6 protein-coding genes are annotated in these 13,107 nt (G+C 69.4%); 4 read left to right on the top strand and 2 right to left on the bottom strand.

The window, feature by feature from the left end:
- Window positions 1-48: 48 nt before the first annotated feature.
- Window positions 49-1,281, bottom strand: a complete 1,233-nt coding sequence (locus Ahu01nite_RS16030; protein WP_203837321.1) for an SUKH-3 domain-containing protein — start codon at window positions 1,279-1,281, stop codon at window positions 49-51.
- 98 nt (window positions 1,282-1,379) lie between these two features.
- On the opposite strand from Ahu01nite_RS16030, the gene Ahu01nite_RS16025 reads away from it, so the two are divergent.
- Genes Ahu01nite_RS16025 through Ahu01nite_RS51365 form a run of 3 tightly spaced genes read left to right on the top strand, consistent with a single transcriptional unit; the run spans window position 1,380 to window position 6,218 of the window.
- The gene (locus Ahu01nite_RS16025) at window positions 1,380-1,835 is read left to right on the top strand and encodes a YbaB/EbfC family nucleoid-associated protein (protein WP_307794526.1); all 456 of its coding nucleotides are present in this window, start codon (window positions 1,380-1,382) and stop codon (window positions 1,833-1,835) included.
- On the top strand, window positions 1,828-2,157 hold the full coding sequence (locus Ahu01nite_RS16020; RefSeq protein ID WP_203837319.1) for a hypothetical protein: 330 nt from the start codon (window positions 1,828-1,830) through the stop codon (window positions 2,155-2,157). Before Ahu01nite_RS16025 ends, Ahu01nite_RS16020 begins: the two co-directional genes overlap by 8 nt.
- Complete coding sequence (locus Ahu01nite_RS51365; RefSeq protein ID WP_498370795.1) at window positions 2,154-6,218, top strand: toxin glutamine deamidase domain-containing protein; 4,065 nt, start codon at window positions 2,154-2,156, stop codon at window positions 6,216-6,218. The genes Ahu01nite_RS16020 and Ahu01nite_RS51365 overlap by 4 nt, the downstream gene beginning before the upstream one ends.
- A 237-nt stretch (window positions 6,219-6,455) precedes the next feature.
- Here Ahu01nite_RS51365 and dnaB read toward each other — a convergent pair whose 3' ends face one another.
- Window positions 6,456-7,871, bottom strand: a complete 1,416-nt coding sequence (gene dnaB / locus Ahu01nite_RS16010) for a replicative DNA helicase (RefSeq protein WP_203837317.1) — start codon at window positions 7,869-7,871, stop codon at window positions 6,456-6,458.
- 651 nt (window positions 7,872-8,522) lie between these two features.
- On the opposite strand from dnaB, the gene Ahu01nite_RS16005 reads away from it, so the two are divergent.
- The gene (locus Ahu01nite_RS16005) at window positions 8,523-13,067 is read left to right on the top strand and encodes a hypothetical protein (protein ID WP_203837316.1); all 4,545 of its coding nucleotides are present in this window, start codon (window positions 8,523-8,525) and stop codon (window positions 13,065-13,067) included.
- Window positions 13,068-13,107 lie beyond the last annotated feature (40 nt).

Below are 13,107 nucleotides of genomic sequence, written 5' to 3'. Positions count from 1 at the left end.
GTGCCCCCGCCCGGCGTGACGCGCGCACGTGGCGGGGGCGCGTGCGGCCTACCAGCTGCCGTCGTCGCGGACCCGCTCCGCCGGCCCGTCGCCGGTCAGCAGCCCGGTCAGGGCCTCGTCGAGATCCTTGCCGAGATACCACTCGCCGCCCTGATCCAGCGCGAAAACCCGCCCGTGCTCGTCGATCGCGAGGATCGCGTCACCCTTGGCCTCCACGCCGAGCGGAAACAGCCGCGTCCCGATCACGGTGCCAAATTCTCCGAGCACATCCGCCGTGTACGCCGCGGCCGAAGGTTCGAGGTTCAGCCACCTGATCTGCCGGCGAATCCCGGGACCCCGCAGCCCGCAGAAGATCCCCGGAAAGTCCATCACCGCGGCCCGGGCAGCGGGAAACACCCGATGCCGATACCGATTCCCCGGCACCAGCACGACATCGTCGATCATGCCGTCGGCCAGGACCTCGGCGACGGTTCGCTGCATCGGTCGCCAGCCCGCGTCGGCCAGCGCCCCGGCGACCGGGTCGGGGAAGCGGCCGGGCTGGGCTACGTTCTCCGAGTACGGCCGGAACGGTTCGATGAACGCCAGGTGGGACCAGGGGAGCAGCGCGAAGTCGACGAGAATCGCGATGCAGGATTCGCACGGACGGGCTTCGGTTCCGGCGAGCGGGTCACCTTTTTCGCGTACGAAATATGCTTCGAAGTCCGCCGTGCGCAACCAGGCACGGACCTCGTCGCGGGTCATCGGGGTTTCGCGGCGCCGGTCAGCCTCGTGCAGCACATCGGAGAGCACGATCAGCTCGGCGTGACGATCGAGTCCGCGTACCGTCGAAGCGGGTTCCAGATCTCGAAGCTGCCGCGCGACCAGCGGATGGTGGTTGATCTCCTGGTCACCCTTGGCGCCGCGGGCCAGGTAGAGGCGTCCGTCCACAGTGATGTGCGCGGCCGTCGTCGGCACCGGCCGGCGACGCGCGTTGCGCCGCAATTCCACTTCGGGAGCCACCGTACGCCGCTGAGCTGCGACTTCCGGCCACCGCTCGCGATAGAGCTCGGCAACCACGCTGGGCGGCACCCCGGGAAACGTGGACAGGGCACCGGTTTCGCGATCGATGACCGTGCGGGCACCGTCTCCCGGGATCGGCAGCACCGCGGGCGGCTGACGCGTCCACACCACGAACCCCAGGTCGAACTCGGTGACCATCGGCGTGCACTCGTACCCCCGGCGCTCGGTTTCGCTGCGCGCCCAGCCGGCGGCGATCTCCTCGGCCTCATCCCGTGTGATCATTCCGCCCCCTCAATGTGCCAAAAGTGTGCACGCGCTGAAGTTACCTGAACACATAGGGTTGCGTCGCCCGTTACTGTCATTGACGTCGATGGACGTTCGTGAGGGGGGCGACCGTGGCGGAGACAGCAGATCGTGACGCTAACCAGGCATTGCGTGCACGCTTCAACGAGGTACACGGCCAGTACCAGCGGCTTAGGTCCGGAATGGACGAATTGCAGCGCAACCTGAGTTCGCTGCGGGCAACCGTCCGCTCCGACGACGGCTTCGTCGAGGCCACCGTCGGGCCGCGTGGCCAGCTCATAGACCTGAAACTCGACCCGGGCGTCTATCGCGAGCTGGAACCCGACGAGCTCGCCGACGAGATCATCGCGGTCACCGCGGCGGCCGCCACCAAGGCCGCGATCGAGGTCCAACGCCTGATGGCGGGTCTGATCCCCTCAGAATCCGGCCCGATGCGCTTCCTCAGCGACAACGACTTCGGCTCGCTGCTGCGCCGCCAGGACGCGATCATGCGGGAAGCCCCCGGACCCACCTTCGACCCCACCCATGAGTGAGCTCTGGCTCGACCCCACCCTCGCCGGTGGCGCCGGGCGCGACCTCGCATCAGCCGGTGAACACCTCAGCGAACTGCGTTCGGGCCCCGGTGCGGAACTGGCGGCGATGAGCGGCGCCCACCCCTGGGGCAACGACGACATGGGCCGCGCCTTCGAACGCAACTACCGCCCCGCCGAAGACCAGTTCCTGCAGGCCTGGGCCGCATTGGGCAGCCACGTGGCAGGGCTCGGCGACGCGGTCATCCAGGCGGTGCGAGAGGTCACAGAAACAGATCTTCACGCATCGGTACGCGTGGAGCACACGTACCGGAACCGGCGATGACGATCCTGCCCAGCCCCATCCCCAATCCGCTCGACTTCTGCCCGTTCGACGTCCCGGGCTGGGCCTACGAAGCGCTGGAATGGGTCGTCGGCTTCGACTGGCCGGCCGGCAACGAAAGCACCACCTGGGACGTCGCCGACCACTGGTACACCATCGCCGGCCAGATGCTGGTCCCCCGCGACGACGCCTCCGACGCGGCCGGCCGGGTCCTCAACGGATACGGCGGCCAAGGAGTCACCGCCGACGCCTTCAAGGACGCCTGGAACCAGGCCGACTCCCCCCTCGCCGCCCTCCTCGACATGGCCGACGAAATGGGAAAACTCGTCGAAGGCTGCGGCCGCGACCTCGAGGGCGCCAAACTCGAGGCCTGGATCGAGATCGGCATGTTCCTGATCGAACTGATCGGCATGGCCGTCGCGGTCGCCATGACCCTCGGTGCTGCCTCACCCGCAGCGGGCGGCCTGATCGCCGCCACCAGGATCGCCATCGAGCAGATCTTCAAACGCCTCGTCGAACAGCTCGGCCGCAAAGCCATCAAGCAGACCGTCAAGGAAGCGGGCACACGAGCGGCCAAACAGCTCACCACCCGCGAAGGCCGCAAACATCTCGGCAAAGAAGCCCTCCACGAAGGCCTCGAGGAAACCCGCGAGGAACTCGCCACCAACGGCGCCGTCCAGGGCTACCAGAACGCCACCGGCCGAGCATCCGGAGTGAACCTCACCGACCTCGGAATGTCCGCCGCGGGCGGCTTCGGAGGCGGCTTCGCCGCAGCCGGCGCACACACCGGAAAGGGCTCCCACGGCGGCGGAGTACTCCGCGGAGCCGGCGCCGAGGTCCTCGGCGAATTCGGCGGCGCAGCCATGACCGGCAACCTGCCAAACCTAGAAGGAGTAGCCAAATCCGCCACCTCCGGCGCCACCACCTCCTCCTTCGAATCCACCACCTCCACCGCCACGAACTCCCTCCTCGCCAAAATGTCAGCCCTGTCGCCACCCACCGACTCGGGCCCCCCGGCCCTCTCCCCAGGCACCGACCCCGCCACCCCGGAACCCACCCCGGCCTTCGCGACCCTCGCGGCCCCCACCTCCACACCCCCCATCGACCTCTCCAGCCTCGCCCCCTCAGACCTGGATTCAGCTCAACCCGGGCTCGGCTCCGCCCCCTCAGACCTGGGTTCCGCTCACTCAGATTTGGGTGGTGCTCGTCCGGACCTGGTTTCTTCTCAGCCGGATCCAGGCTCAGCCCACCCTGACCTGGGACTGGACCCTGGTTCCCCGCATTCGGGTTCGGACGTTGCTCATACCGGGGCGATGACAAGCCCGCCCAACCTGGACTCCATCTCCACCCCTCCGAGCGCCGAACCCTCCCATCAGCCGGCTGATTCCGGCTTGCCCAGTGACTCCACCAGCTCAGCCGGCGGCCCTACCGGCTTGGCCAGCAGCGCCACCAGCTTGGGCAACGGCCATACCGGCTTGGCCAGCGGCCCTACCGGCTTGGGCAGCGACTCCACCAGCTTGGGCAGCGACTCCACCGGCTTGGGCAGCGACTCCACCGGCTTGGCGGCGGCTTCTGTCTCGCCGCCTTCGCTCGCGCCCGCGGGCTTCGACTCCGGAAACTTCGCCGGACAGACGGGTGCCGCCTATGCGCCGCCACTCTCGGATCCTTTGTCGGCATCGCCCGCTACGAGCCCCCTCGGACAGACGTCTACGCCTCTCGCTCCCGGGTTCGTCCCCTATTCGCCGGGTGCCGGGCGTCAGCGCGGCGAAAGCCCGTGGTCGAGTCCGCTGGGGGGCGGGGATAGCGCTGTGGGCGTACCGACGAGATCTGGGTCTGGGTCTGGGCCGGCGGCGGCACCGCCTGGAGCGACCTCCGATGTGGATCGTTATTTCCGGTTCGCGCGGGAACGGCGTGCGGCATACGGGCAAATGCGACGGCAGGACACCGTCGAACGGCTGGAGGAGAAGGCAAAAAACGCCCGCCGGCAGGCCCGGAACGCGCGCCGTTCCGCCCGGGTGGCGAGATTCCTGAAGTTCGATCCGGGCCTGGCCCAGTTCTTCGACACGAACGCCGCCACCGCCAATTTTGCCGCCGACCGGGCCGAAACCGAAGCCCGGGTGGCACGCGACCCGGCATTCGACATCGGCACCGGCGATCTGACAACGGTCGGTCCGCGGGATTGGCACCGCACCAACCGCGACACCGGCAACCTCGCACCCGGCGCGGTCTCCCTCGGAAACCGTTCGATGTTGACCGGCGACGGCCACCCGCCCGCAATTGAGGGCTCCCGCAGATACGGCGAGTTCGGCGGTCTCCGCACCCCGCTCGCCCAGCACCAACTAGACGTCGAGAACGCCGTACCCCGCGACTATTACGGCAACCCGATGCGCCTGGTGGATCCCCGCTCGCCGTACTTCCAACTCATGAACGACGGCGGCCCCGCAGCCGACCCGACCCGCGGAATCAACTGCCAAGATTGCGTCCTCTCCTTCTTCGACACCTACATCCACGGCCGCCCCCGGGTCTCAGCCCCCCGCACATTCGACGCCTACCGCGACGGCGACCCCCAACGCCCCCTCTACGGCGAAACAACCGGCCCCGAACGCGTAGAACAAGCAACAGGCGGCCGCCTCCAATCCCTGTGCAAACCAAACCCGGCAGACACCCCCACCCTCGCCCGCCAACGCGTCGCCCGAGCCCTCACCGACGTATCCTCCCAGCTCATCGCAGGCGGCCACGGCTCCTTCGCCTTCCTCGTCAACGCCTGGGAAGGCGGCTCCGCCCACGCCTGGGCCGCCGTCAACCACCACGGCGAAATCCTCTACGTCGACCCCCAATCAGGCCGCATAGCCCCACCAGGAATGGCCCTCTACGGCCACCGCGGCGAACCCCACCCCGACAACCTCATAGCCCTGGACGCCCTGGTCGTCAACGGCCAAGGCACCCCCCTCCCCTTCAAAAACCGAGAAGACGGCTGGTGGCACCCCCGCCCCCAAACCCACACCCACCCAGGCCCGCCACCACCCCCAGCACCACCACCGACCTCGGCCCCTTCACCCCGGCCTCCCGAGCCAGGCGCTCCTCAAAGCGATGATCAAGATCTGGAGTCCTCGTCCATTGCCGACGTAACGGCGGACGATTTTGATCCGACTGAGGTCGAAGGTCAGTACCTCGATGCGCTCGGCGGGGAGGACAAGGTCGCCATAGTCGCGTCGGTAGAGCTTTCTCAAGTGGTTGCTGCACGGCTCACCGGGGAGCTTCAGAACATTCTGGATTCCATAAACTCCGTGCGATCCGATGCCGGGCCGCTCGCACTTGTCGGGCTGGAGCACTCGGCCAAGACTGTGGAGTCGCTCAGCCGTACGTTTGCCGAGCTCACAGAGACCGAGGGTCTGGACGTTCAGGGCTTTCTGGAAACGGTGAAGGACCGGGTTCGGTTTTCGGTGCAGACACCGGAGAGTGGATACTCAAGATCGGTTCTGTCCATCTTCGAGACTCTTCGACAACGCGGGTTCCGTGTCGGCAAGGTCGTGGGATTCTGGACCCCCGGTGGACGGCACAACGGGTTGAACGCCACAGTCACCGACCCCGCCGGATTCCGGTTCGAGGTGCAGTTTCCTACCGCGCTGTCGTGGCGGGCCTCAAAGCAGACTCATCAGCTGTACGAGATCCTCCGACTGCATCAGGCACCGTTCGCGGTGCGCGTTGATGCTTTCGTGCAGATGCTGGCGATCAACAAGAATCTCGCGCTTTCCCAGCATCAGCCGGGTGATCTGCTCGATCTCCCTGTCACGAAGCAGGTCGACTCGACCTTCGTAACGTGGATCGCCGAGGAGGATGCGGCTTGGAACGAATACTTGCGCATGCTGTCGGTGGAGGGCGCTACCTTCCAGGACATCCTCGACAGGTACGGCCTGATTCCGGGGGACGTCTTTGGCCCACACAGATCGGATCGCACTGATGACCGAGCCGGCATTCAGCTACCGCACGATCCTGAAGTCGGACGAGTCGGGCCTGATAACGAGCATCGTGGTCCACCGCGTACAGGTGACCGGCCCGCTTGAGGCGATCCTGTGGAGCGTCCCACGTAAAGCGTGGATCTACGCCCCGGCCCTGGCCGTCCGGTTCCTCTTCGACGACCAGTACCGGGAGAGAACGCAGTCGCTCGACCGCACAACGGCCGGACGAATCGCCCACGACGTGTTGGAGACGGAGCTACCCAGCGAGGAGACCCTCCAAGCGATGTGCGAGGAGGGAAAACGGATGGGTTGGGACTATGGGCCGCCTCGTGGGGGTGGGGGTTAGACGATGGCCATGTCCACGAAGCGGGAGAGGTGGAGTTGGGCGGCCACGGTGACTGTGTCGGTGGGGCCGTTTCGGTGTTTGGCGACGATGAAGTCGGCTTCGCCGGCTCGGGGGGATTCCTTGTCGTAGTAGTCGTCCCGGTGGAGGAGGAGGACTACGTCGGCGTCCTGTTCGATGGAGCCGGATTCTCGGAGGTCGGAGAGTTGGGGGCGTTTGTCGGTCCGCTGTTCCGGGCCTCGGTTCAGCTGGCTGACGGCGATGACCGGGCATTCGATCTCTTTGGCGAGGAGCTTGAGGCCTCGGGAGAGCTCGGAGACCTCCTGCTGGCGGCTTTCCGTTTTCTTCGGGGAGCTCATCAGCTGGAGGTAGTCGATCACCAGGAGTTTGAGGTTGTGGCGCTGCTTGAGGCGGCGGGCCTTGGCTCGGATCTCCATGAGGTTCATGTTGGGGGTGTCGTCGACGAAGATCGGGGCTTCGCTGATCTCGCCCATCCGGCGGGCGAGTTTGGTCCAGTCGTCGTCGGAGAGCTGGCCTGAGCGCAGGGAGTGCAGCGGGACGCGGGCCTCCGCGGAGAGGAGGCGCATCACCATCTCGATCTTGCTCATTTCGAGGGAGAAGATGGCCGCGGCGCAGTTGCTGCGGATGGCGGCGTTGCGGGCGAAGTCCATGCTGACCGTTGACTTGCCGAGGCCGGGGCGGCCGGCGACGATGATCAGCTGGCCCGCGTGCAGACCGTTGAGCAGGCGGTCCAGGTCGGCGAAGCCGGTGGGGACGCCGGCCATGCCACCGCCGGCGGCACCGATCGCCTCGATTTCGTCGAGGGTGGGTTGCAGCATGTCGCCGAGGGCCGCGAAGTCCTCGTTGACGCGCTTCTCGGTCACGTCGTAGATGGCCTGCTGGGCCAGGTCGACGATGTCGTCGACGTCGCGGCCCTCGTGACCGCCGGAGCCGTAGCCCAGCTGCACGATCCTGGTGCCGGCCTCAACCACGCGGCGCAGGATCGCGCGGTCCGCGACGATGCGGGCGTAGTACGAGGCGTTGGCGGCTGTCGGGACGCTTTCCATCAGGGTGTGCAGGTACGGCACCCCGCCGATGCGCTGCAGATCGCCGGAGTCGGCCAGCGCGGCCGCCACGGTGACGCCGTCGGCGGGTTCGCCGCGACCGTACAGTCCGAGAATGATGTCGAAGATCGTCGCGTGCACCGGCCGGTAGAAGTCCGCGACCTTGAGCATCTCGACGACGTCGGCGATGGCGTCCTTGGAGAGCAGCATGCCGCCCAGGACGCTCTGCTCGGCGGCGATGTCCTGGGGCGGGGTCTTGTCGAAGGCGCCTTCGCTGGACGGCGGGGGGCCGGAGGGGCGCCCCGAGGACTGCGGACGGGCCTCCGGTCGTGCGTCATCGGTGATGGACACTCCGACCTCCCCTTCCTGTGAACGCCGGGCCGGATGAACATCCCGTCCGGGTGGAACCTGACGCGAACGCCAGTGACCCGAGTAGATCAAACACCTCTGGTACGACACTTTCGGGTGAGGGCGCGCCCGACCGAGTGATCCAGGACACGAATTGCCGCCTTCCCGGCGGATCAGGCACATGGGCCGGTTTGACCCGTGCGGACCGGCCGGTGGGCGCGATCCAGCGCCGGTAACCATACGAACCCGCACGTCATCGACCCAAACGCTGCGGTGGACGGCGCTCGGGACAACCTGTGGACAACGTCGCTGTGCCTGTGCGCGGCCCTGTGCACAGCCTGTGTAAAACTCCGTGGGCCGTGGTGGTCTGCACCGCCGTGAGCTGCATATTCGTCGTCCCCAGCATGTGGAGAAAACAAAAAGGTGCTGCCGGTGACGAAGCGATCGCGCCAGGGCGTTGCAGAACCGGGCAACGCACGTCACGCTTTTCAGGTGGACCAACGGGAGTGGGACTACGGCGCCCGCCTGCCGCGCGAGAGGAGCGCCGCTGACTCTTGGCCACCCTCGGACAGCCCGGAAAGTCCTGATTCGTCCAAGAATGTCGAGCCAGGGGCGCCGATCTGGGGCAACGGCTCGGTGACCGATACAGGCAGCATGCAGCCGATCCCCGAGGCGATCGCCTGGTCGCTTCGCGCGGAGGCGTGGGCTCAGAACGAGGACCAGGCCGTCGAGCGCTCCAGCTCCGGCACGGTCAGCCGCTGGTCGGACGTCGCGGCAACGGGCCGTCCACCGGTTCCGGCAGACGGCGTCGGCTGGCGGACGTCCACCGCCGAGTGGCGCGCGACCACCGAGTCAGCGCGGTGGCGCCAGACGACCGAGTGGCGATCGTCCACCGGTTCGCACGGCTGGCGTACCACTACTGAGGCCTGGCAGAGCGGCGCAGAGGACGAAGCGGTCCCGCCCCCGGGTGTGACCCCTGGCGAGCCGCCCACGCGCCTACCGGCCATCTCAGGCACCGCGTGGCCCACCCCCGACTCCGCGGCCGAGCAGAACATCCCGAGCTGGCAACAGGCCGCTGACACCCCGAGCTGGCAGCAGCGGCCCGCCGACGCCGCGCCGAGCTGGCGACAGGCCGCCGCGGACAGCACCCCCAGCTGGCAGCAGCGACCGGTCGACCCGACCCCCAGCTGGCAGTCACCGCCGAGCCCCACCTCGAGCTGGCCGCAGGCCGCCGAGGCAACCCCGAGCTGGCAACAGCCCAACGACCGACTGCCGGGCCAGGTCGGCGACTCCACGCCGAGCTGGCAGCAACGCCCGGTCGACCCGACCCCCAGCTGGCAATCACCCCCCAGCCCCACCTCGAGTTGGCCGCAGGCCGCCGACCCGACCCCCAGCTGGCAACAGCAGCGACCCCCGGACGCGCCGCCGAGCTGGCAGCGACCCGCGGATGCCGCACCCAGCTGGCAGCAGGGTGCCGCCGACAGCGTGCCCAGCTGGCAGCAGCGACCCCTCGACCCGACCCCCAGCTGGCAGCAACCGCCGTCGGACCCCACGCCGAGCTGGCAGCAGTCGGCCCCGCCGCGCCCCGCCGACGCGGCACCGAGCTGGCAGCGACCCGACGACCGGCCCTCGTGGCAGCAGTATTCGACCCCGCCCGCGTCGCCGTCGTCCTCGATGCCCTCCATGCCTTCCTCGTCGATGCCGTCGGCCGCATCGCCGTCGTCGTCGATGCCGTCGTGGGACACCCGCTCGGACCGGCCGTCGTGGGACACCCGCTCGAGCTGGCAACCGACCTCCGAGCCGCCCCGGTCAAGCTGGTCCGAGGACGGCCGGCACCTCGTCCGGGAGGACGACCGCGCGCAGTGGCGCCGGGAATCGGCCGCCGGGTCACCCCAGGTGGGTCGCCGCCGGGCCCCGGAACCAGGATCCCGGACAGGCGGGGGTACGGGCTGGACCACGCGCTCCGACGCCGACAACTGGGCCGGTCACACCGACACGGGCAGCATGCCGGCGTTCCAGGACCCGATGTCCGACACGGGCAGCTGGCGCCGCGACGCCACCCAGCCGCCCTCCCCCCTGCCACCGTCCAGCGACAGCTGGCGAACGAGCACGACCACCGACAGCTGGCGTAGCGGGGACGAATCTCGGGGCGCTCCCCGGCGTACTGACAACTGGCAGTCGTCGGAACCGCCCACCGGAAGCTGGCGCAGCGGCGACCAGGCACGCGGTCCCGAGCCACGCGACGGCTGGAACGACAGCGGTTCGTGGCGGCGCGACCCCGAACCGGCACCGGCAGTCGACCCCTGGGCACACAGCGCCACCGAGACGGGGATCATCTCGCTCCCGCAGGACGGCAGGCCCGGCAACCGGCAGAGCCGCACGGACACCGGTTCCTGGCAGCGCGAGTCCGGCACGAACGACGGGCGAGGCGAAACCGGCCGGCGCGGCAGGTCCGACCGGCCGTACGAGATCGAGTCCGGCTCACCCTCGGGTTCGTGGCAGCGCCGGGAGATCGAATCCGCGTCCCCCTCCGCATCCGGCTCCTGGCAACGCGACGAACCACCCGCCCCCGGCGGCCCCCGTCCTCGCGACGGCGACTCCCGGCAGCAGGACGGACGGTCCGACACCGGCTCCTGGCAGCGCAACGGACGACCTGAGCCGGGGGACACCGGGTCCTGGCAGCGCGAAGGCCGGCCTGCACCTGGTGAGACGGGCTCTTGGCAGCGCGAGGGACGCCCGGCGCCCGGCGAGACCGGTTCCTGGCAACGCGAAGGACGGCCCGCGCCCGGCGACACGGGTTCATGGCAACGCGAAGAACGACCCGCGCCCGGCGACACCGGCTCCTGGCAACGCGAAGAACGGCCGGCGCCCGGCGACACCGGTTCCTGGCAGCGTGACGGACGTCCCGAGCCTAGCGACACCGGTTCGTTGCGGCGTGACGGACGACCCGCGCCTGGTGACACCGGTTCGTTGCGGCGTGATGGGCGGCCCGCGCCTGGTGACACCGGGTCCTGGCAGCGGGACGGACGGACGCGGCCCGCGGACAGCGGACGGCCTGACCAGGCGCCAGGTCCCGGGGACACGGGATCGCTGCGGCGTGACGGGCGGCCCGCGCCCGGCGACACCGGTTCCTGGCAGCGCGACGGCCGACCTGACCAGGTGCCAGGTCCCGGGGACACCGGTTCCTGGCAGCGCGACGGCCAGGGGCGTACCCCCGAACGCCGGCCCGCGCGACCGCGTGGCCCGGAAAGCCAGCGCGAGCCTCGTCGTGGTCTCGATGCGCAGCGCGGCGTCGGGATGCCGGGCCGCAAGGACAGCCAGCGAGAGTACGCCCGCAGGCGCGAGCCGGACACAAGTTGGCAGCGGGAGCTCGAAACCGCGTCCTGGGATCGCGATCCCGAGACCGAGGTATGGCTCCGCGACAGCGACACCGGTCAGTGGCACCGGGCCGAAGCTGACGACGACGAAGACGACGAGGACGACCGAGGCGACGAACCCCGCCCTCGGCGACGCCGCCGTGCCCCTGACAGCCCGCCCGGTGGCCCGCCGGCGAGCGAAGGCACGGACGAAGGACCGGAAGGCGGCCGGCGTACGGGTGGGCGGCGCCGGGCTGCCGATGCCCCGCTGCAGCTTGGTTCGGCTCCCGAGGCACCGATTTCCCAGGATGCCTACCGACGCGATGGCGAAGGGCCGACGCGGCCTCTGCAGGGACGCGCGCGCGAGCTCGAAGCAGGACCGGGCCGGCAACGCGACGGTGCTCCGGACGGTTCCGGCCGAGCTTTAAGCAGCCCGGGCACCTCGCGCAGCGGCCCCGCCGATGCACCCGTTTCCGCAGCACCCGGCAGCTACGACGACCGTCCTGTCTCGGCCGCGCCCGGCGATTACGACCGGCCCGTCTCGGCGGCGCCCGGTGGTTTCGACCGGCCTGTGTCGGCGGCGCCTGTGCCCGGTGCGGTGGATCGGCCTGTTTCGGCCGCGCCCGTGGGACGGCAGCAGGACGAAGGGTCGCTGCAGGATCGTGGGGCGGCGCAGGACTGGCGTCGTGAGATGGGCGGGGATCAGGCCAAGCCCGGTGCGGGGCGGGCGTCCGTGCAGGCGGATGCCCAGTCCGAGGACTGGCTCAGTCAACTGCGTGCCGAGACGGGCGGGCCGCGGCCTTCCGATGCTGTCACCGAGGTCCGTCCCGCTGCGTGGCTGCAGGAGGAGCGCGCGCAGAACGGTCCGCGGCAGGATGGCAACACGGCCTCGTGGCTGCTGGAAGAACGCGCCCAGAACGGCCGGGCGCAAGGTGCCCCCGAACAGGCCGGTCCTGCGTCCTGGCTCGACGAAGAACGCGCACAGAACGGCCGTAAGCAGAGTGGCCCCGAACTAGGCGCCCCCGCACCCTGGCTGCAAGAAGAGCGCGCGCAGAACGGCCGCGCCCCCGACCCCAGCGAGACGGCCGGCTGGCTGCAAGAGGAGCGCGCGCAGAACGGCCGCGCCCCCGACCCCAGCGGGACGGCGAACTGGCTGCAAGAGGAGCGGGCTCAGAGCGGTCGCGCCCCGGGTGCCGGTGGGCAGGCGGATTGGCGTCGGGAACTGGCGGCTGACGGTGATCTTGCTGATGGGGAGTCGCGGCGGTTCAGTACCAGTAATTTTGTGCCGTTCCGGGCGCCGTCGCAGGGCGGGGCTGCTGGGTCGGTGAAGGTGCCGGCTGCGAACTCGGCGTCCGCGGGTGCTACCGAGGTGATCCAGCGGACGGGGGCCAGCTGGCAGGATCCGCCGGATACGGAGTGGCCGCCTCGGGGTGCGGTCATGACGTCGCCGACCGGGTCGTACGAGCGGCGGCCTGTGAGTACGCTCACGTCGGCTTCGGCGCGGCAGAACGATCTGCTCGAGCCGGACGATGAGATCGAGGAGGACACCGGCGGTCCGCTCAAGGCGGTGGGTTACACCGTTGGCTGGTACGGCGTCCCGGTCGTGCTCTTCGTCCTCTACATGCTGTTGCTCAGCGGCCAGCAGACGCACGCGTTGGACACGATCGCGAAGGCGGCGCCGCAGTTCGGGCTGTCGCTCGTGCTCAGCATGCTGGTCGCGGTCGGGCTGCGGTGGGCTAGCGGGTCCTGGAAAGCGGCCAGCGTCGGCCTCGCTGCCGCGGTGATGGGCGGCGGGCTCGCCACGGTCCTCACCTCAGCGATTACCGGCCAGTCGCTCAGCTAAAAAGTTGGCCAACCGGGAATAACCGGCCAGCTGAGGAGTC

It is taken from the genome of Winogradskya humida, assembly GCF_016862215.1.
GTDB lineage: Bacteria > Actinomycetota > Actinomycetes > Mycobacteriales > Micromonosporaceae > Actinoplanes > Actinoplanes humidus.
This window is presented reverse-complemented; position numbering and strand designations above follow the sequence as displayed.

Excerpts from the sequence above, each read along its gene's own strand:
- Ahu01nite_RS16005 (WP_203837316.1), top strand. The coding sequence starts at position 8,523 with ATGCAGCCGATCCCCGAGGCGATCGCCTGGTCGCTTCGCGCGGAGGCG.
- Ahu01nite_RS51365 (WP_498370795.1), top strand. The coding sequence starts at position 2,154 with ATGACGATCCTGCCCAGCCCCATCCCCAATCCGCTCGACTTCTGCCCG.
- Ahu01nite_RS16030 (WP_203837321.1), bottom strand. The coding sequence starts at position 1,281 with ATGATCACACGGGATGAGGCCGAGGAGATCGCCGCCGGCTGGGCGCGC.
- Ahu01nite_RS16020 (WP_203837319.1), top strand. The coding sequence starts at position 1,828 with ATGAGTGAGCTCTGGCTCGACCCCACCCTCGCCGGTGGCGCCGGGCGC.